This window comes from Burkholderia sp. 22PA0099 (assembly GCF_047497165.1).
Lineage (GTDB): Bacteria > Pseudomonadota > Gammaproteobacteria > Burkholderiales > Burkholderiaceae > Burkholderia.
Genome location: NZ_CP163164.1, coordinates 2,377,091 through 2,397,570 on the forward strand (window position 1 = coordinate 2,377,091; position 20,480 = coordinate 2,397,570).

The following is a 20,480-nucleotide window of genomic DNA, read 5'->3' on the forward strand; positions in this document are numbered from 1 at the left end:
TATAACCTTCTAGGATTCTACCTAACAAACGTTAGGTAGCCTTCTGTCCTGACTTTGTCTGCTCCCCATCGACTCATTTGAAAGGCAGGCCATGAAATCCGAACTCTTCTATCAGGATGCAACCACGCTCGCGGAACTGATCCGCACCAAGGCGGTATCGCCCGTGGAGGTGGTGCAGGCGCACCTGGATCGCATCGACGCGGTGAATCCGAAGCTCAACGCGATCGTCACGCTGGCGGATCACGCGCTCGACGCGGCGCGGCAGGCCGAGGCGGCCGTGATGCGCGGCGATGCGCTCGGGCCGCTGCACGGCGTGCCGTTCACGGCCAAGGATTCGATCGACACGGCCGGCGTGAAGACCCAGCGCGGCTCGCCGATCTTCGCGGGCCGGGTGCCCGACGCGGATGCCACCACCGTGGCGCGCATGAAGCAGGCCGGCGGCATCCTGCTGGCGAAAACGAATCTGCCGGAGTTCTCGTACTGGATCGAAACCGACAATCTGCTGACGGGCCGCGCGCGCAATCCGTGGAATCTCGATCGCACGCCGGGCGGCTCCAGCGGCGGCGAATCGGCCGCGATCGCGGCGGGCATGTCGCCGATCGGGATCGGCAGCGACGTGGCGATTTCGGTGCGCGGCCCGGCGGCGCTGACCGGCATCGTCGGCCTCAAGGCCAGCCACGGCCGGATTCCGATGACCGGCCTGTGGCCGCGCGTGCCGCGCCGCTTCTGGCACGTCGGCCCGATGGCGCGCACCGTGCGCGACGTCGCGCTGGCCTACTCGCTGCTGGCCGGGCCCGACGGCGCGGACGGCTTCTCGACCAGCCCGCTGGCGCTCGACGCCGGGGTGGGCGCGGGCCTCGGCCGGCCGATCCGGGTGGGCTGGCTGGTGGATCAGGGCTATTTCGGCCCGGTGGACAACGAGGTCGGCAAGACCGTGCAGGCGGCGGCCGAGGCGCTGAAGGCGGCCGGCGCGATCGTCGAGCCGGTCGGCATTCCGGTGCTGGAGCAGGTCGATGCGCTCGATGTGCTCTGGAAGCTGCAGGCGATGGAAACCAAGCCCGCGTTCCGCAAGGAAACCGCCGGCCACGAAGACAAGATCTTCAAGCACGTGCAGGGCGTGTACGACACGCCGGACACGCCGATCGCCGATTTCGTCGCGGCCGAGCAGCAAGCCGAGGCGCTACGCGATGGTTTTGCCCAATATTTTCAGTACTACGATGCATTGATCTGCCCGGTGACGCCGGTGGCCGGGCACGGCCACGATGCGGCGGAGTTCGTCATCAACGGCCAGAGCGTGTCGTCGCTGCACGTGATGCACACCACCGCGCCGTTCAGCGTGACGGGGCTGCCGGGTCTGTCGATGCGCTTCGGCACCAGCAGCGACGGCCTGCCGATCGGCGTGCAGCTGGTGGGGCCGTGGCTGGCCGAATCGACGCTCCTGCATCTGGCCGCGCTGCTCGAAAGCGTGAGCCCGGTGCGCGGCCTGAACCCGGATCTGTCGAAGCTTTGAGCGTGGCCATGACCTCTTCACTCGATCACCGGCGCCGCCGGTTGTTGGGCGGCGGCTCGGCGCTGGCCGCGCTGCCGCTGCTGGGGCTGGCCGGCGCGGCCCCGGCGCAGGCCTCGTCGCGCTACGCCTGGCCGCCCGGCCGGGCGGCGGTGGCCGCCGCTTCGTTCGGCCCGATCCGCCAGGTCGAGGCCGGCGGATTGAACATCGGCTATGCCGAGGCTGGCCCGGCCGACGGGCCGGTCGCGATCCTGCTGCACGGCTGGCCGCACGACATCCACAGCTTCGCCGAGGTGACGCCGATCCTGGCCGCGGCCGGCTTCCGCGTGATCGTGCCTTACCTGCGCGGTTACGGCTCGACGCGCATCGTGGCCGGCGATGCGCCGCGCAACGGCCAGCAGGCGGTGTTCGCGGCGGACCTGATCGCGCTGATGGACGCGCTGAAGATCGAGCGCGCGGTGCTGGCCGGGTTCGACTGGGGCGGCCGCGCGGCCAACATCGTCGCCGCGCTATGGCCCGAGCGTTGCCGCGCGCTGGTGTCGGCCAGCGGCTACCTGATCTCCAGCCAGGCCGCGAACCGCAAGCCGCTGCCGCCGCAACTCGAACTGCAGGCGTGGTTTCAGTACTACTTCGCAACGGAACGCGGCGCGGCCGGCTATGCCGGCGATCGCAACGGCTTCAACAAGCTGGTGTGGCAGCGTGCCTCGCCGCAATTCCGGTTCGACGACGCCACGTTCCTGCGCACGGCCGAGGCTTTCGACAATCCCGATCACGTTGCCATCGTGATCCACAACTATCGCTGGCGATTGGGATTGGCGCAGGGCGAGCCGCGGTACGACGCGCTGGAGCAGCAGCTTGCCCGCGCGCCGGCGATCGCCGTGCCCGCCATCACGCTGGAGGGCGACGCGAACGGCGCGCCGCATCAGCCGCCGGCGGCCTATGCGAGGCAGTTCACCGGCAAGTACCGGCATCGCGAGGTCAAGGGCGGCATCGGCCACAACTTGCCACAGGAAGCGCCGCAGGCGTTCGCCGAGGCGGTGTTGCAGGTTGTCGCGTTGTAGCAGGCAGGCCGGCCATGGGCCGGCTCGTCATTCAACCGCCGTCGCTCGCCGACGGCTTTCTTCGAAGGTCGCATCATGTCCGAAGCCGCACCCCGCCGCGCGTTGATCGTCATCGACGTGCAGAACGAATATGTCGACGGCAATTTCCGGATCGCCTATCCACCGGTCGAATCGTCGTTGTCGAACATCGCCGCCGCGATCGATGCGGCCAACCTGAACGGCGTGCCCGTCGTGCTTGTCAGGCATGTGCTGCCGGCCGGCGCGCCGATTTTCGCCGAGGGTAGCGCGGGCGTTGAACTGCACGCCACGGTGGCGCGGCGCCCGCACGATTGGGTCGTCGACAAGACCCTGCCGAGCGTGTTTTCGGCGGCCGGGTTTGAAGACTGGCTGGCCGACTACGCGATCGATACGCTGACCGTGGTCGGCTACATGACGCACAACTGCAACGACGCCACCATGCGCGAGGCGATGCACAAGGGATACCGCGTGGAATTCCTGCCCGACGCGGCCGGCTTGCTGCCGTACCGGAACAAGGCGGGCCATGCGAGCGCCGAGGAGATGCATCGGATCGTCACCATCATCATGGAATCGGCTTACGCGGCCACCATGACGACGCGCGAGTGGGTGGAGAATCTTCGGAATCCACACCACGTGGCCGGCGACAACATCTACGATTCCAACCGCCGCGCGCTGGATGTGCATGCGCTGCCCTAATCGAGCGACAACACATAGCCCGCCACCTCCCGCACGTCGTTCGCATCGAGCGGCTTCGGATACAGCTTCGGCATGATGCCCGACGGCTCGCGAATGCGCGCGGCCACGCCGTCGAGCGAGAGCCGCGCGCCGATGCCGGCAAGCTTCGGCCCCACGCCGCCCTGGCCTTGCCCGCCGTGGCAGCCGGCGCAATTCGCGGCGTAGAGCGACGCGCCGTGGCCGGCGCCCGCGCTGCTGGTTGCCGCGTTGGCCGCCACACGCGTGGATGGCGCGCCGTCGTTCAGCAACGCGATATCGGCCGCCGCCGGGCTTGCCGGAATCGAAGCGAGGTAGGCGTGAATGCGCGCGATGTCGGCGTTCGAGAGGATCTTCTCGCTGAACGGCGGCATCTGCCCGGCCGGCGCGTGCACGTAGGCCTGCATCGCCGCGAGCGGCAGCGGATGCGGCGCGAGCGCCGGCCCTGTCGAGATGCTGCCTTGCCCGACGATCCCGTGGCATTCGTAGCAACCGTTCTTCATGAACAGCGCGCGGCCGGCCGCCGACGATACGCCCGGCATCACGCAGGCGAGTGCAGCGGCAAACAGGATCGCAAGCGCCATCGCGGCACGCAGGTTGGTGCGGGTGTAGCGGTTCATCGTGCGGCCTCGTCAGCGGGGTTGGGTCAACACGTCGAGCAACGCGGGCTTGCCAAGCTTGACGACCGCCATCGCGCGCGCCAGGGCCGGGCCGAGATCGGCGGGGTTCGCGATCGGGCCTTCGGCCCAGACGCCCATGCTTCTCGCCATCGCCGCGTAGTCGATCGGCGGGTCCTGCAACACGGTGCCGATCGTGCCGCGCTCGGGGTGGCGGTCGCGGCGGCTCGACATGCGCTGGATATGCATGGTCTCCTGATGCCACGCGCGATTGTTGTGCATCACCGACAGCAGCGGCACGCCGTGATGCGCGGCCGTCCACAGCACGCCGGGCAGCACCATCAGGTCGCCGTCTGTCTGGATGCTGACGGCGATGCGCCCCGCGTCGCGATGCGCGATGGCCGCGCCCACGGCGGCCGGCGCGGCGTAGCCCACGCCGTAGCCGCCGCCCGCACCGATGAACTGGTACGTCCTGGTGAAATCCCACAGACGCTGCGGCCACTGGCTGATCGCGCCGGTCGGCGAGACGAGCGCCCAATCCTCGTGACGGATCGCCTGCCAGACTTCGGCCGACAGGCGCGCGGTGCTGATCGGCGAGGCATCCCAGCCGCGCGTCGCGGCGTCGCGCGCGCTGGCGCGCATCGTGTCGAACGCTTGCTGCATGGCGGGCCGGCGCGCGGCGGCGGCCTGGCGCTGCGCCGGCGTGAGCGCGGCCTGCACGGCTTGCAGCAGGCCCGGCAGCGAGGCCTGCGCATCGGCGCCGATCGGCAGCGTGGGCGCGGAGAAGCGCTCCGCGTCGCCCAGGTTCGACTTGCCGTACAGGTAGGCGGTGGAGAGGCTGATCACGTTCGCCGGCGCCGCGCCGGGTTTCGCGCGCGGCTTTGCCGGGCGTTCGATGGTGTCGGGCACCGTGCCCGTGAGCGACCACACGTCGCCCACTTCGAGCGCGAGAATCACGTCGGCCTGCGCGAGCAGCCGCGCCTGCCGCGACGAATGATTCAGATAGTGGTTGGTCGGGAAATTCATGCGCGCGAGCAGATCGACGACCGGCGCGTTCAGCGTTTCCGCCAGCTTCACGAGCATCTCCATCGCCGCCTGGTCGCGCACCGCGCGATCCGCGACGATCACCGGCGAGGCCGCGTTGCACAGCATCGCGGCGGCCGTGGCCAGCGCCTCGGGGCTGGCCACGGGCGGCGACACGACGCGCAGCGGAGGCACACGCAGATCATGAGGATGACTGATCGCCTGCTCCTGCAACTCGGCGTCCGCCACGATCAGCACCGGCGCCATCGGCGGCGTGACCGACATCGCCTGCGCGCGCATGAACGATTCGGCGTAATGCTGGAGCGACACCGGGTAATCGTCGTATTTCGTGTAGTCGCGCACCAGCGCGCCGAGGTCCTGCGCCGTGTGATACCACTCCACGCCGGGCCGCCGCTTGGCCGCATCGGCGATGTTGCCGGCCAGCACCATCACCGGCACGCGGTCGCACCACGCGTTGTAGATCGCCATCGAGGCATGCTGCAAGCCCACCGTGCTGTGCACGAGGCATGCCATCGGCTTGCCGGCCACTTTCGCGTAGCCGTGCGCGATGGCCGCCGACGCTTCCTCGTGCGTGCACACGATCAATTGCGGCTGCCGATCGCCCGCGTAATTGACGATCGATTCGTGGATGCCGCGAAACGTCGAGCCCGGCATCGCGGCCACGTAATCGATGCCGGCGATCCTGAGCAGATCCACCATGAAGTCGGAGCCGGGGTTGCCGACATGCGCTGCGTCGGTGGCGGGCGCTTCGTCGAGCGAGGACGCTTCGGTTTCGGCGGCGACCAGCGCGGCGGACGGTTTGCCGATCGCCGGGCCGGGCCGGGCGGCGGTGCTGTCCTGCGCGATGCCGGCCCCCGGTTTCGCCAACACGGCGGCCGTGCCGGTGGCCAGCGCTTCCTTCAGAAACCTACGTCGTCCTGCCATTGTCTCCGCTCCTCTTCGGGATGGTTCGATGTTTGCGAACACCGCATCGAATGAGCGTCAATGTAAGCGAGCGCCGCTGGCGCGGCTCAATATGAACTGCGTCGCCGGCCATAAATTCTGGTTAAGCTACGGGTTTTTGCATATGGCGTTCGGGGCGCGCTTGCCGGGTATTCAGGAGCCCTATGCGGAAACCCTGAGCTTAACGAAAACTTATGGCGTGCACGGCAGTACATATTAGGCATTCCTCTACAAAGCGCTTACATTGACGCCCGGCTTCATTCCCAAGCGCGCGTGCCCGAACAGCGGCGCTCGCGCACCCGGCCCGACCTGCCGGTGACCAGATTCGAGACATTCGCCTTCAAGGAATACCGTGATGCGTCTTTCCATCCAAGCACGCCTCGCATTGACGATGGGCCTGCTGTCCGCCTTGCTGCTCGCGGTCGGCCTGTTCGGCATTGCCGGCATGACCTACAGCAACGACGGCAATCTCGATACCTATACGAACAAGCTGCCGAGCGCGAACCTCATCGGCGAGGCGGAACTGAGCCTGCAACGCGAACGCACGGCGCTGCTGCGCGGCGCGATCGATACCTCGTCGGACCAGAACATCGGCGACACCGTCGCGCACGAGAAGGCGTTTCGCGCGATGGCGCGCAAGGCGCTCGACGCTTACATGTTGCTGCCGCAATCGGCGCACGAGGCCGAACTGGCGCGCGAGCTGCTGGCGCAGCGCGCGGCCATGGATACGGGCCTCGACGCATTCGCGCAGGCGCTGCTGTCGAAGGACGCCCCGCGCATCATGCGCGCCGCGCTCGACAACAACACGCTGTACGCCCGCTATCACGACAGCAGCGTGAAGCTGCGCGAGTGGCAGGTGAGCGAGGCGCGCGACGAATTCGAAACCGGGCAGCGCCGCTACGGGCTGCTGCGCGCCGTCACGTTCGCCGCGCTGGCGCTCGGCCTGCTGTGCGCCGTCGGCAGCTTCCTGAGCCTGCGCCGCGCGATCGCGGGACCGCTCGGCGAAGCGCTCGCGCATTTCGACCACATCGCGCAAGGCGACCTGACGCGGCCGATCGCGGCGGCGTCGCACGACGAAATGGGGCGTTTGCTGACGGGCATCGCCGACATGCAGGCGCGCCTGCGCCAGACCATGCGCGACCTGCTGCAAAGCAGCGAGGCGATTGCGCTGGCCACCAGCGAAGTGGCGGCCGGCAATCAGGATTTGTCGGCGCGCACCGAGGAGCAGGCGGCCTCGCTGGAGGAAACCGCCGCGAGCATGGAGGAACTGACGTCCACCGTCCGGCACAACACCGACAACGCGCAGCAGGCGCGGCAACTGGCGTCCACGGCGCGCGACGTGACGCTGGCCGGCGGCCGCCTGGTGGACGAGGTGATGCGGACCATGAACGGCATCAGCGAGAGCGCCGTGCGGATCGCGGACATCACCGGCGTGATCGAGGGCATCGCGTTCCAGACCAACATCCTGGCGTTGAACGCCGCGGTGGAAGCGGCGCGCGCCGGCGAGAACGGGCGCGGCTTCGCGGTGGTGGCCTCGGAGGTGCGTTCGTTGGCGCAGCGCTCCAGCACGGCCGCGAAGGAGATCAAGGAACTGATCGGCGTGTCGGCCGAGCGCGTGCAGGCGGGCAACCAACTCGTGGTGCGCAACGGCGAAACGATGGAGGACATCCGCCAGTCGATCGTGCGCGTGGACGATATCGTCGGCGAGATCGCCGAGGCTTCGCACGAACAGAGCCGTGGCATCGAGCAGGTGAACCAGGCGATTTCGCAGATGGACGGCGTCACGCAACAGAACGCGGCGCTCGTCGAGCAGGCGGCGGCTGCTGCGCTGTCGCTCGAAGATCAGACCCAGCGGCTGCGCGAGATCGTGAACGGCTTCCGGACGGAACCGGCGGGCGGCCGCGAAGCTGCCGCGTCGTTCGCGCCGCGTGCGAGGCTGGCGCTGACAGGCTGAGGCGCCGAGAGGGAAGCGCTACCCGTGAATCGCCGGCCGCTCAGGCCTGCCGCGAAACCACCAGAAAATACCCGCAAGGCGCATCCGTCGCATTCCTGAACGTGTGATCGACGTTGGCCTGGAAGAACATCGCGTCGCCGCGCTCGAGCGTATGGTCGATGCCGTCGATCTCCACCACCAGCGTGCCCTCGATCACCGTCACGTGCTTTTCGGTGCCGAGCGGATAGGCCGGCAGCACGCCGGTCGAGACGCCCGCCGGAAGATGGTGATACAGCAGCTCGACCCGCGTGCCGCCCGGCGCAGGCGACACGATATGCCGCTCGAAGCCGCTGGCCGGATCGCGAAACACCGGGCGCGCGGCCCGGCGCGAGATCACCACCTTGCCGCGCGCGTCGCTGCCGCCGACCAGTTCGGACAACGAGGTATTGAGCGCGTGCGCGATGCGCGTGGCGATGCCGATCGTCGGGCTTTTCTCGCCGCGTTCGACCTTCGACAGCATCGCGCGGCTCACGCCCGATTGCCGCGACAACTGCTCCAGCGTCATGTCGGCCGCATCGCGCAGCTTGCGCACGGCCGCGCCGAAGACGAGCGCCAGCTCGTCTCCCGGTTCGGCGCTGTCGAGGTCCGGCTTCGGCATCAATCGTTCCCTGTGTGGATAACCGGCCACGTGCAGCGGGCCGATGGTTGGCGTTGGCGCGAATTCTACCAAAGGAGCCAATTTCTTGATAAATTCTCCCATCGAAGATATATTCTTCAAATCGATGCGGGGCGACACCGGCTTCGCGCACTCACCGCCAGGAGAAAACATGCAGACAACGGATCAACGGGATCAGGACGTCGGTCGATTGGGGCTTCGGCTCGCCAACCTGCGGGTGGGCGGACGGCCCACGCTGGGCGCGGAAACCGAGCACGGCGTGCTCGACCTGGTGGCGAGCGCCGCCGCGCTCGGGCTGCCGGTGCCGCAGGACATGGATGCGCTGCTGCAGGAAGGGCGGGCCGGCGAGGTGCGCGCGGTGCTCGACGCCGTGGCGCAGCGCAGTGATGCGCGCCGCATCGTCGAGCCGGCCGCGCTGGCGTTCGCGCCGCTGGTCACGCGCCCGGAGAAGATCATCTGCGTGGGCTTCAACTACCGGCAGCACGCGGCAGAAACCAATACGCCGGTGCCGAAGGCGCCGCCCGTGTTCGGCAAGTTCAACAACGCGCTCAATCATCACGAGGGCAGCGTGCGCCTGCCGACCCGGGCCGATCGTCAGTTCGACTATGAAACCGAGCTGGTGATCGTGTTCGGGCGCGAATGCCGCGACGTGCCCGAAGCCGAGGCGCTCGACGTGGTGGCCGGCTATGCCACCGGCAACGACATCAGCGCGCGTCATCTCCAGAACCTCACGACGCAATTCATGGCGGGCAAGACCTCGGACGGTTTCGCGCCGGTCGGCCCGTGGCTCGCGACGCGCGAGCGCGTGCCCGATCCGAATGCGCTGCGCGTGCAGACCTGGGTCAACGGCCGGCAGAAGCAGGACGGCACCACGCGCGACATGATCTTCAACTGCCGTCAGATCATCGCCTACGTGTCGAGTTTCATGACGATCAAGCCCGGCGACATTCTGTTTACCGGCACGCCCGAAGGCGTGATCTGGGGCGAGAAGACGCCGCTCGACGCGCGCGAATGGCTGAAGCCGGGCGACGTGGTGGTGTCGTCGGTCGAAGGGCTGGGCGAATTGCGCGTGACGCTGGCCTGAACTGCTGTCACCCCTGCAACCCCCGCAATCCTGAGGAATCCTCGATGAACCTTCCAGCAAGCGTGGACAAGCTCTGCATCCTCGACGGCGGGCTGGCCCGCGTCGACGATGCCTCAATCTACTCGCCCGGCGTCAACGTCGGCGTGCCGATGGCGCTCAGTTGCAACGCCTACCTGATCCGCCATCGCGGCGAATGGCTGTTGTGGGACACCGGCACGCAGGACGATCTGATCGGCGAACCGGACGGCCGCATCATCGCGCACGGCATTCGCGGCTCGCTGCGCCGCACGCTGGGGTCGCAACTGGCGGAGCTCGGCGTGACGCCCGACGAGATCGGCTGGCTCGCGATCTCGCACGCGCATTACGATCACGTCGGCAATTGCGGGCTGTTCCGCCGCGCGCGGTGGGTCGCGCAGAAGGCCGAGTACGACGCGATGTTCGGCAGCGATCCGGGCAGCTTCGGCTTCCTGCCGGAGTTGTACGCGTCGCTGCGCGACAACCCGCTCCAGCTCGTCGATGGCGATCACGACATCTTCGGCGACGGGGCGGTGCGCATGGTGTCCACACCGGGCCACACGCCCGGCCATTGTTCGCTGCTGGTGCGCCTGCCCGATTCGGGGCCGGTGCTGTTGAGCGGCGATATCGCGCACAACCGCACCAATTACCGCTGCCGGTGCGTGCCGTCGTTCAATGCCGACAAGCTCGCCACGGTCGCCTCGATCGAGAAGGTCGACACGTTGCTGCGCGAGGAGCACGCGACGTTGTGGATCAATCACGATATCGAGCAGAACGCGGCGTTGCCGCATGCGCCGGCGTGGATCACGTGATCCCGCGCCGGGCCGGGCCGGCCGTTACGCCTGAAGGTTTCGGCCGAACGCGCTGATCTCCGTCGCTCGGGTGTCGGGCCGCGCGGGCTCGGCCTCGACCTGGACGGTTTCTTCATACCCGGCCAGCAACGCCAGCAGCACCGAAATGTCGGCTGCCTTGCGAAAGTACCCGTCGAAGCCCGCACTGAGCGCCTGCGCCTCGATTTCGGACCAGGCCATCGATGTATAGGCAACGATGATGGTCGGCCTGGCGTGCGGCGAGGTGCGCAGGTTGCGCGCCACGTCGAAGCCGTCCATGCCCGGCATGCGGATATCGAGCAGCACGATGTGCGGCATGTGGATTTCGGCGGCCCGATATACCTCGTGCGCATCGGTCACGAAGCGCGTGTCGAAGCCGAGCACGGAGAGATACAGCGCCATCGCTTCCGCGCCGTCCAGGTAATCGTCGACGACCAACACCCGCCGCCGTCCGCCCGACCCGTTGATTTTCCGCGCCGAGCACATCACGGAGACTTGATGGCTCATTCCATCCTCGCTTGCTGTCCATTTCGCACCAGCTCATGGTGACGTCAACGCGCGGAAAAATTGTGCCAAATGTGTGGACGTTTGATTCGTGATTGTCACGGCGGGATCGGCCGCGCCGGATAATCGAGCGACCCGCGACCGGCGCAACACGGCGTTCGCGCGGCCGGCGAGGCGGTACGGGTGCACGGAGGGCAGCGCGCCCGAGGCCGACGCAGCGCGCCGATTTGACAGCCTCACTGGCCGTCGATTATTGTCGCCGGCACCGGATGCGCCCCGCGGCGTCCGCGATTCGTCATGCGGGATGCCAAACGGAAGGTGACAACAGGTATGGCCGAGGGAACTTCGCCCCGTCGTCCGGCAACCGCGCACGAGGTGGCGCGGCTGGCCGGCGTCTCGCAATCGGCGGTGTCGCGGGTGTTCACGCCGGGCGCGAGCGTCGCGCCGGCCACGCGCGAGCGCGTGATCGCGGCCGCCGGGCAGCTCGGCTATCGCCCGAACCTGGTGGCGCGCTCGCTGATCACGCGCCGCTCGAACGTGATCGGCGTGGTGGTGCCCGCCAACGGCAATCCGTTCTACCAGCGCGCGCTCGAACGCCTGTCCGCCGCGTTCGCCCGGGCCGGCTACCGCGCGCTGCTGTTCCCCACCGACGCCCGGGCCGGCGCCGATCCCATTCTCGAAGACGTGCTGCGCTATCGCGTGGACGCGCTGGTGCTGATCTCGACCAGCTTCTCGTCGCGCTTCGCCGACGAATGCCTGCAGATCGGCCTGCCCGTGGTGATGTTCAACCGCAAGACCGACAGCACGGCCGCGTCGAGCGTGACGGGCCAGAACCGCGACGGCGCCGAACGCCTCGCCGAATTCCTGGTGGCGGGCGGCCACGCGCGCTTCGCCTATCTGGCCGGCCTCGCGCAATCGTCGACCAACCGCGACCGCGAGGAGGGCTTCAAGGCCGGCCTCGCGCGCCACGGCGTGAAGCGCATCCAGCAGGAGGCCGGCGATTACTCGGCCGACGGCGCGGAGCGCGCCGCGCGCGCGCTGCTCGGCGCGAAGCGGCCGCCCGATGCGATCTTCTGCGCGAACGACCACATGGCGCTGGTCGCGATCAGCGTCGCGCGCGCCGAGTTCGGGCTGACGGTGGGCGAGGACGTGTCGATCGTCGGTTTCGACGATATCGACATGGGCCGCTGGCCGCTGTTCGGCCTGACCACCTACAGCCAGCCGCTCGACGAAATGGTCGAGCGCGCCGCGCGCCTCGTGCTCCAGCAACTGGCCGACGCGCAGGCTCCCACGGTGCAGGAAGTGGTGGCCGGCGAACTGATCGTGCGCGATTCCGCGCGGCTGCCGGCCTCGGGGCTGGAGGCGCGCGACGGGCGGCGCGTCTGGGTCGGCCGAGTCGGTTGATCTCCCCCGCCGGCGCGGGCCGCGCGCCGGTTTTTCCCACGATTCCGGGTTAACGATAGCTCGCCTGCGCGAGCCGATTCTCGTACATTGGCGGCAATTGCATACGTATGCATCCTGATTTGCATACGTATGCAAATTCCCCTCGAACTGACTCTAAAGGTGCCCCATGGCTGTCTGGCTCAAGCAAGGCGCGGAAGCGGAAGTGATCAAGTCCGCCGCGAAGGAAGTACGTGAAACCGTCGAGGCGACGCTCGCCGACATCGAGGCGCGCGGCGACGCGGCCGTGCGCGACCTGTCGGTGCGCTTCGACAAGCTCGATCGCGAGGATTACCGGCTGACGCAGCGCGAGATCGACGATTGCCTGTCGCAACTGTCGAAGCGCGATATTTCGGACATCGAATTCGCCCAAACGCAGGTCGAGAACTTCGCGCGCCATCAGCGCGAATCGATGCGCGACATCGAGGTGGAAACGCTGCCGGGCGTGGTGCTCGGCCACCGCAACATCCCCGTCAACGCGGCCGGCTGCTACGTGCCGGGCGGCAAGTATCCGCTGCTGGCGTCGGCGCACATGTCGGTGATCACCGCGCGCGTGGCGGGCGTCAAGCGCATCATCACCTGCGCGCCGCCGTTCAACGGCAAGCCCGCGCCGGCGATCGTGGCGGCCCAGCACATGGCCGGCGCGAGCGAGATCTACTGCCTCGGCGGGATTCAGGCGGTGGGCGCGATGGCGATCGGCACCGAGCGCATCGCACCGGTCGATATCCTGGTCGGCCCCGGCAACGCGTTCGTGGCGGAAGCCAAGCGCCAGTTGTTCGGCCGGGTCGGCATCGACCTGTTCGCCGGCCCCACCGAAACGCTGGTGATCGCCGACGACAGCGTGGACGGCGAAATTTGCGCGACCGACCTGCTCGGCCAGGCCGAGCACGGCCCCGATTCGCCGGCGATCCTGCTGACCACCTCCGAGGCACTTGCGCGCGACACGATGCGCGAGGTCGAGCGCCTGCTCGAAATTCTCCCCACCGCCAACATCGCGCGCCAGTCGTGGCAGAAATTCGGCGAGGTGATCGTGGCCGAGAGCGACGAGGAAATGGTTCGGATCGCCAACCAGATCGCGTTCGAGCACGTGCAGGTCATGACCAAGGACCCGGATTACTTCCTGGCCAACATGACGAATTACGGCGCGCTGTTCCTCGGCCCGCGCACCAACGTGGCCTATGGCGACAAGGCGATCGGCACCAACCACACGCTGCCGACCAAGAAGGCGGCGCGCTACACGGGCGGCCTGTGGGTCGGCAAGTTCCTCAAGACCTGCACGTACCAGAAGGTGCTGACCGACGAGGCGTCGGCGATGATCGGCGAATACACGTCGCGCCTGTGCGCGCTCGAAGGCTTCGCCGGCCACGGCGAGCAGGCCAACGTGCGCGTGCGCCGCTACGGCCGCAAGGACGTGCCGTACGGCGGCGCGGCCGAGTAAGGCCCCCGCCCGCAGGAGGAGATCGCGCAGCGCGCGCCGCATCGTGCGGCAGTGCGCTGCGCCGCTACATGCCGCCGGTTTCCCCACCCGGCGCACAACGAAAAACAGAAGAGACCTTCATGAGTGTCGTCATCGCTCTCGCCGCGCTGTGCTTCCTGATGCTGGCCGCCTATCGCGGCTACAGCGTGATCCTGTTCGCCCCCATCGCGGCGCTCGGCGCCGTGCTGCTCACCGACCCGTCGATGACGGCGCCGATCTTCACCGGCCTGTTCATGGACAAGATGGTCGGCTTCATCAAGCTGTATTTCCCGGTGTTCCTGCTCGGCGCGCTGTTCGGCAAGCTGGTCGAGCTGTCGGGCGCGTCGCGCTCGATCGTCTCGGCGGTGATCGGCGTGCTCGGCCGCGAGCGCGCGATTCCGGTGATCGTGATCGTGTGCGCGCTGCTGACCTACGGCGGCGTGTCGCTGTTCGTGGTGGTGTTCGCCGTCTATCCGTTCGCGGCCGAGATGTTCCGCCAGAGCAACATCCCGAAGCGGCTGATGCCTGCCACCATCGCGCTCGGCGCGTTCACGTTCACGATGGACGCGATGCCGGGCACGCCGCAGATCCAGAACATCATTCCCACCACGTTCTTCAAGACCACCTCGTGGGCCGCGCCGTGGCTCGGCCTGATCGGCTCGCTGTTCATCTTCGTGGCGGGCGTGGCCTACCTCGAATACCAGGGCCGTCGCGCCGCGCGGCGCGGCGAGGGCTACGGCACGAACCTGCGCAACGAACCGGAAACGCCGGCCGACATGCGCCTGCCGCATCCGCTCGTGGCGCTCGCGCCGCTGGTGGTGGTGGGCGTGGTGAACCTGCTGCTGACGCGCCTGATCCCGCACTGGTACGCGCCCACCTTCAACGTGAGCCTGCCCGGCATGAGCACGCCGATTCAGGTCGAGACGGCCAAGATCGTCGCGATCTGGGCCGTGCTCGGCGCGCTGTGCAGCGGCATCGTGGTGGTGCTGGCGTTCGGCTTCGCGTCGATCCGGGAGAAGTTCGCCGACGGCTCGAAGGCGGCCGTGGCGGGCGCGATGCTGGCGACCATGAACACCGCCTCCGAATACGGCTTCGGCGCGGTGATCGCGGCGTTGCCGGGCTTCCTGACGGTGGCCCACGCGCTGCAATCGATCTCGAACCCGCTGATCAACGAGGCCGTGACGATCAACCTGCTGTCGGGCATCACGGGTTCATCGTCGGGCGGCATGAGCATCGCGCTGGCGGCGATGTCCGACCGCTTCATCGATGCGGCCAACGCGGCCGGCATTCCGCTGGAGGTGCTGCATCGGGTGGCCTCGATGGCGGCCGGCGGCATGGATACGCTCCCGCACAACGGCGCGGTGATCACGCTGCTGGCCGTCACGGGGCTCACGCATCGCGAGTCGTATCGCGACATCTTCTTCATGACGGGTATCAAGGTGGCGGCGTCGTTCCTGGCGATCGCGGTGTTCTATACCACCGGGCTGGTGTGACGACAGGGGCGGGGCGCATCGCGCCTCGTCCGACCCTCGCTCGCGTGGCGTTCAGCCGGCCGATTCGACGTTGAACTGCCGGCCCACGTAATCGATGTGCACGAACATCGCGTCCTGTGCCGCGTCGGGGTTGCGGTCGCGAATCGCGCGATAGATGGTTTCGTGCTGCAACAGGCGGTCGCGCGCCTGCACGGCCGCGTTCGCGTTGTTGACGGTGGCATCGTAAGTATTGCTTGCGATGTGTTCGCGCAGCATCGTGATGACGCCCGCATAGAACTGGTCGAGCAGCCGGTTGTGCGAGGCGGCTGTCAGCGTGGCGTGGAATTCGCCGTCGGTGCGCGCTTCCTCGTCCACGTCGGCGTGATGCACGGCGCCGTGCATCCGTTCGAGAATCGCCTCGAACTGCTCCATCTGCCGCGCCGATGCGCGCTGCGCCGCGAAGCGCGCGGCCGCGCATTCGAACACCAGCCGGAATTCAAGCGTTTCCGAGCGCAGCGGCGGCGTTTCCGCGATCAGTTGCATCCATGGCGCGGCGATCCCCACCGGCTTGTTGCCGAGCAGATACACGCCGCTCCCGTGCCGCGTTTCCAGCAGCCCCTTGCTGACCAGGCGCGCGATCGCCTCGCGCACCGTCGCGCGCGACACGCCGAACGCCTCGGCCAACGCGCGCTCGGCCGGCAGGCGTCCGCCCGCCAGCCAGCGTCCTTCCGCAATGCCTGTCTCGATCTGCCGGACGGTCTGATTCAGCGCACCCGTGCTTTTCATGCGATTTCCACCTTGGTTCTGCGTGTGTTTCTGCGTATGTGCCGGCCTGCCGAAAAAGTGGCCTGACCAATTTGCGCGGGCCGCGCGGCCCGCCGCATGATGCGTGCACCCCGGCCCAGCGCATGCGGCGTTCGACATGACAAGCGCGGCCCGGCAGCCCGACCCCACAATCAGGAGGCATGACATGAGCGCCACGCTCGCCATCAAACTGCACGACAACGACGACGTGCTGATCGCCCGCGGCGCGCTTGCCGCGGGAACGATTCTCGCCGAATTCGACGATCTTGTCGCAAGCGCCGAGATTCCCCCCGCCCACAAGATCGCCTGCCGCGATGTCGAGCAAGGCGCGCCGGTGCGCCGCTACGGGCAGATCATCGGCTTCGCCACGCAGCCGATTCGCGCCGGCGATCACGTGCACGTCCACAACCTGTCGATCGGCGAGTTCAACCGCGACTACGCGTTCGGCGAGGACATGCACCCCGTCTCGCCCGCCGCCGCACCCCTGAGCTTTCAAGGCTTTCGGCGCGCCGACGGCCGGGTGGCCACGCGCAACTACATCGGCGTGATCAGCACCGTCAATTGCTCGGCCACCGTCACCAAGCTCGTGACCCAGCACTTCAGCGCGCCGGGCGCGCTCGACGCCTACCCGAACGTGGACGGCATCGTGCCGATCACGCACAGCTTCGGCTGCTGCATCGATCACAACGGCGAAGGCATCCAGCAACTGCGCCGCACGATCGGCGGATACGTCAGGCATCCGAACTTTGCCGGCGTGGTGATCATCGGTCTGGGCTGCGAAGCCAACCAGATGGGCGCGATGTTCGTGGCCGAGGGCGTCGAGCCGGGGCCGCTGCTGGTGCCGCTGGTGATGCAGGAAGAGGGCGGCACGCAGAAGACGGTGAACGCCGCGATCGCCGCCGTCGAGCGCATGCTGCCGGTGGCGAACCAGGCGCAGCGCGAGCCGCTGCCGGTGTCGCACATCAGCGTGGCGCTGCAATGCGGCGGCTCCGACGGTTACTCCGGCATCACCGCGAACCCGGCGCTCGGCGCGGCGGTGGATCTGCTGGTGCGCCACGGCGGCACCGCGATCCTGACCGAAACGCCCGAGATCTACGGCGCCGAGCATTTGCTGACGCGCCGCGCCGTGAGCCGCGAGGTGGGCGAGAAGATCGTCGAGCGCATTCACTGGTGGGAGTCGTATGCCGAGCGCGAGAAGGGCAGCATCGACAACAACCCGACGCCCGGCAACAAGGCCGGCGGCCTGACCACCATCCTCGAGAAATCGCTGGGCGCGGTGGCCAAGAGCGGTTCGTCGCCGCTGATGGGCGTGTACCGCTACGCCGAACCGGTCGACACGCATGGCCTGGTGTTCATGGATGCGCCGGGCTACGACCCGATGGGCGCGACCGGCCAGATCGCCAGCGGCGCGAACCTCGTGGTGTTCACGACGGGGCGCGGCTCGTGCTTCGGCGCGAAGCCCGCGCCGTCGATCAAGGTCGCGACCAACTCCGCGATGTTCCGGCGCATGGTGGACGACATGGACATCAACTGCGGCGAGATCATGGACGGCGCGGCAACGGTCGAGCAGAAGGGCGAGGAAATCTTCCGGATGATCGTGGAGGTGGCCTCGGGCGGCAAGAGCAAGAGCGAGGCGCTCGGCGTGGGCAACGAGGAATTCGTGCCCTGGATGATCGGCGCGCAGATGTAAGCGCGGCAGGGCGGCGGCGCGCACGCAAGCATTGTGCGTGACCACCGCTCACGCCGCCGTCGCCCGGCACGCAGAATACGCAGGCTACACACGATAGGCACGACAGCCGTTGTCGTTGCACGGCTGAATCGATCGGCAATACCAATCAGATTCCGGCGAGGCGCCACGCTGCGCGCCCGATCCGGACGGAGACTCCGCATGAAGATCAAACAGGCCCTCGAGCGCTTTCCCGGCGGCATGATGGTGATTCCGCTGCTCTGGGGCAGCGTGCTCAACACGTTCGCCCCGCATGTGCTGTCGATCGGCAGCTTTTCCACCCAGCTTGCGCACGGCGCCTTGCCGATCCTCGCCGTGTTCTTCGTGTGCATGGGCGCGGAAATTCAACTGCGCACCGCGCCGCGCGCCTTGCGCAACGGCGCCGTCATCACGCTGGCGAAGCTTGCCAGCGGCGTGTTGATCGGCCTGGCGGTCAGCAAGCTGTGCGGCCCGCAAGGCTTGTTCGGGCTGTCGGGCATGGCCGTGATCGCCGCCGTGACCAACGCCAACATGGGCCTGTACGCGGCGCTGACGCGCCAGTTCGGCGACGACATGGATCGCGGCGCGCTGGCCGTGCTGTCGATCCTCGAAGGGCCGTTCGTGACGATGGTGGCGCTCGGCTTGTCGGGGCTCGCGAAGATCCCCGTGATCGACCTGGTGGCGACCGTGCTGCCGATCGTGATCGGCATGGTGCTCGGCAACCTCGACCCGGACATGCGCCGCTTCCTCAAGTCGGGCGGCGACCTGCTGATTCCGTTCTTCGCGTTCGGCCTCGGCGCGCAGATCAACCTGCATGCGATTCTCGGCGCGGGCCTGTCGGGCATCGTGCTCGGGCTGATCACGCTGGCCGCCGGCGCGGTGTTCAACGTGCTGGCCTCGCGGCTGGCCGGCGGCACCGGGGTGGGCGGCATGGCGGCCGCGACCACCGCCGGCAACGCCGTGGCCACGCCCACCGCCATCGCGGCGGTGGACCCGCGGCTCGGCGCGCTGGTGGCGGTGGCCACGCCGCAGATCGCGGCCTCGACCATCGTCACGTCGCTGCTGGCGCCGCTGGCGACTGCCGCCTATGCGCGCTGGCACACGCGCCGCAGCGCGGCGCGGCGGGAAGTACGGCAGGCCGAAGGGGCGGCGGTGGATGCCTGAAAACAGGGCGCGCCGGATGACGGCGCGCTGTGTGGTGTGACGGCCGCTGCCGTCGCCAATGCGAATGCCCCCGGCCGGCATGCCGTTGCGGGCGCAACCAAAAGCACACTGAAACGCGTGCCGCACCCCTACGCGGCAAGGCTCACCGGCCCTCTCGTTCACTCCCGGTAACCGCCCCTCCCAACGCGAATAGGAAACGCGACGAATCGATCGTATTCTTTATTGCGACGAATCCGTCACATTTTCCAACCTTCACGTTACCGGCTGAACGCATGTCCACCTCGACCCAACCCGATACCTCGCGACGGCGGCTGTACCTGATCGCGGCAGTCCTGTTCGTTTCCTACTTGTGCGTGGCGATGCCGCTGCCGGTGATTCCGGTGTTCGTCACGCATCGCCTCGGCCTCGACAACGTCTGGGCCGGCCTCGGCGTGGGCGTGGCGTTTCTGGCCACCATCCTGACGCGCGGCTACGCGGGCAACCTGACCGACCGGCGCGGCGCGAAAACCGCCGTGGTGCGCGGCCTGCTGTTGTATGCGGCGGGCGCGGCCGTCACGTTGATCGCGGGCCTGATCGACGCGCCGCCGGCCGCGTTCGGCGTGTTGGTCGCGGGCCGGCTGCTGCTCGGCCTTGGCGAGAGCCTGGGCGGCGTGGGCATCATCACGTGGGGCGTCGGCCTGGTCGGCCCGGCGCGCTCGGGCCAGGTGCTGGCGCTGGTCGGCGCGGCCATCTACGGGGCGTTCGCGGTGGGCGGCCCGCTCGGCCTGCTGTTGTTCGGCCGGATCGGCTTTGCCGGCACGATGGCCGTCAGCGCGCTGCTGCCGTGCCTCGGGCTGGCGGTGATAGCCGCGCTGCCGGGCATCGCGCCGCATCCGCACGGCAAGCGCCCCGGCTTCTTCAGCGTGGTCGGCCGGATCTGGCTGCACGGCCTGGTGGTGTGCCTGCAAGGCATCGGCTTCGCGGCGATCGGCGCGTTCTTCGCGCTCGATTTCCTGCACAACGGTTGGCAGTACGCAGGATTGGGCTTGAGCGCGTTCGGCGTCGGCTTCGTGCTGGTGCGCGTGCTGTTCGGGCATCTGCCCGACCGCGTCGGCGGCCTGCCGGTGGCGATTGGCTCGCTGGCGGTCGAGACGCTCGGCCAGTTCCTGATCTGGGGCGCGCACGAACCGGCGCTCGCGCTGGCCGGCGCGTTCCTGACCGGGCTGGGCTGCTCGATGGTGTTTCCGTCGATGGGGCGCGAGGTCGTGCATCTGGTTGCGCCGAACCTGCGCGGCACGGCGATGGGCGCCTACGCGGCGTTCCAGGATCTCGCCTACGGCCTGACCGGGCCGCTGGCCGGCTTGCTGGCGGACCACGGCGGTTACGGCGGGGTGTTCTTCACGGGCGGCGTGGCGGCCTTGATTGGCTTGTTGATCGCGATGTATCTGCGCCGTGTGCGCGTGAGCGTGATGCAGTAAGCGAGCGTGGCGGGGCGTGGGCGGACGATGCTTTGCGCCG

17 protein-coding genes are annotated in these 20,480 nt (G+C 68.2%); 12 read left to right on the top strand and 5 right to left on the bottom strand.

All coding sequences use genetic code 11. The annotated features are described in order from the left end of the window. Window positions 1-91: 91 nt before the first annotated feature. From AB4851_RS10670 to AB4851_RS10680, 3 genes are all read left to right on the top strand, one after another. Window positions 92-1,510, top strand: a complete 1,419-nt coding sequence (locus AB4851_RS10670) for an amidase (protein WP_414447166.1) — start codon at window positions 92-94, stop codon at window positions 1,508-1,510. 8 nt (window positions 1,511-1,518) lie between these two features. Further along, the gene (locus tag AB4851_RS10675; RefSeq protein ID WP_414447167.1) at window positions 1,519-2,568 is read left to right on the top strand and encodes an alpha/beta fold hydrolase; all 1,050 of its coding nucleotides are present in this window, start codon (window positions 1,519-1,521) and stop codon (window positions 2,566-2,568) included. A gap of 75 nt (window positions 2,569-2,643) precedes the next feature. Beyond that, a complete protein-coding gene (locus AB4851_RS10680) occupies window positions 2,644-3,282 on the top strand; it encodes an isochorismatase family protein (protein ID WP_414447168.1) in 639 nt (212 codons plus the stop codon). Here AB4851_RS10680 and AB4851_RS10685 read toward each other — a convergent pair. After that, a complete protein-coding gene (locus tag AB4851_RS10685) occupies window positions 3,279-3,917 on the bottom strand; it encodes a c-type cytochrome (RefSeq protein ID WP_414447169.1) in 639 nt (212 codons plus the stop codon). The genes AB4851_RS10680 and AB4851_RS10685 overlap by 4 nt on opposite strands. 12 nt (window positions 3,918-3,929) lie before the next feature. Further along, on the bottom strand, window positions 3,930-5,882 hold the full coding sequence (locus tag AB4851_RS10690) for a thiamine pyrophosphate-binding protein (RefSeq protein WP_414447170.1): 1,953 nt from the start codon (window positions 5,880-5,882) through the stop codon (window positions 3,930-3,932). Between the two features lie 373 nt (window positions 5,883-6,255). On the opposite strand from AB4851_RS10690, the gene AB4851_RS10695 reads away from it, so the two are divergent. Continuing rightward, window positions 6,256-7,854 carry a methyl-accepting chemotaxis protein gene (locus AB4851_RS10695; protein WP_414447171.1) on the top strand — a complete coding sequence of 533 codons (1,599 nt, stop codon included), beginning with the start codon at window positions 6,256-6,258 and terminating at the stop codon, window positions 7,852-7,854. A 40-nt stretch (window positions 7,855-7,894) separates the two neighbouring features. Here AB4851_RS10695 and AB4851_RS10700 read toward each other — a convergent pair whose 3' ends face one another. Further along, complete coding sequence (locus tag AB4851_RS10700) at window positions 7,895-8,491, bottom strand: helix-turn-helix domain-containing protein (RefSeq protein WP_414447172.1); 597 nt, start codon at window positions 8,489-8,491, stop codon at window positions 7,895-7,897. A 169-nt stretch (window positions 8,492-8,660) separates the two neighbouring features. On the opposite strand from AB4851_RS10700, the gene AB4851_RS10705 reads away from it, so the two are divergent. Next, a complete protein-coding gene (locus AB4851_RS10705) occupies window positions 8,661-9,593 on the top strand; it encodes a fumarylacetoacetate hydrolase family protein (RefSeq protein ID WP_414447173.1) in 933 nt (310 codons plus the stop codon). Between the two features lie 44 nt (window positions 9,594-9,637). Further along, window positions 9,638-10,420 (top strand): N-acyl homoserine lactonase family protein, encoded by a 783-nt coding sequence (locus AB4851_RS10710; protein WP_414447174.1) that lies wholly within the window; start codon window positions 9,638-9,640, stop codon window positions 10,418-10,420. Window positions 10,421-10,444: 24 nt separating this feature from the next. Here the strand turns inward: AB4851_RS10710 and AB4851_RS10715 are convergent, their stop codons facing one another. Next, entirely contained in the window at window positions 10,445-10,879 is a 435-nt protein-coding gene (locus AB4851_RS10715; protein ID WP_414447175.1) for a response regulator, read from the bottom strand. A gap of 393 nt (window positions 10,880-11,272) precedes the next feature. Between AB4851_RS10715 and AB4851_RS10720 the strand changes: the two genes are divergently transcribed. From AB4851_RS10720 to AB4851_RS10730, 3 genes are all read left to right on the top strand, one after another. Next, on the top strand, window positions 11,273-12,346 hold the full coding sequence (locus tag AB4851_RS10720) for a LacI family DNA-binding transcriptional regulator (protein ID WP_414447176.1): 1,074 nt from the start codon (window positions 11,273-11,275) through the stop codon (window positions 12,344-12,346). A gap of 166 nt (window positions 12,347-12,512) precedes the next feature. Beyond that, window positions 12,513-13,820, top strand: a complete 1,308-nt coding sequence (hisD, locus tag AB4851_RS10725) for a histidinol dehydrogenase (RefSeq protein WP_414447177.1) — start codon at window positions 12,513-12,515, stop codon at window positions 13,818-13,820. 119 nt (window positions 13,821-13,939) lie between these two features. Further along, window positions 13,940-15,331 (top strand): GntP family permease, encoded by a 1,392-nt coding sequence (locus AB4851_RS10730; protein WP_414447178.1) that lies wholly within the window; start codon window positions 13,940-13,942, stop codon window positions 15,329-15,331. A 51-nt stretch (window positions 15,332-15,382) separates the two neighbouring features. Here AB4851_RS10730 and AB4851_RS10735 read toward each other — a convergent pair whose 3' ends face one another. After that, on the bottom strand, window positions 15,383-16,096 hold the full coding sequence (locus tag AB4851_RS10735) for a FadR/GntR family transcriptional regulator (protein ID WP_414447179.1): 714 nt from the start codon (window positions 16,094-16,096) through the stop codon (window positions 15,383-15,385). 184 nt (window positions 16,097-16,280) lie between these two features. Between AB4851_RS10735 and AB4851_RS10740 the strand changes: the two genes are divergently transcribed. The 3 genes from AB4851_RS10740 to AB4851_RS10750 all read left to right on the top strand — a co-directional run bounded on the left by AB4851_RS10740 (window position 16,281) and on the right by AB4851_RS10750 (window position 20,440). Beyond that, entirely contained in the window at window positions 16,281-17,804 is a 1,524-nt protein-coding gene (locus AB4851_RS10740; RefSeq protein ID WP_414447180.1) for a UxaA family hydrolase, read from the top strand. Between the two features lie 198 nt (window positions 17,805-18,002). Next, the gene (locus tag AB4851_RS10745) at window positions 18,003-18,983 is read left to right on the top strand and encodes a 2-keto-3-deoxygluconate permease (RefSeq protein WP_414447181.1); all 981 of its coding nucleotides are present in this window, start codon (window positions 18,003-18,005) and stop codon (window positions 18,981-18,983) included. Window positions 18,984-19,255: 272 nt separating this feature from the next. Then, entirely contained in the window at window positions 19,256-20,440 is a 1,185-nt protein-coding gene (locus tag AB4851_RS10750; protein WP_414447182.1) for an arabinose transporter, read from the top strand. Window positions 20,441-20,480 lie beyond the last annotated feature (40 nt).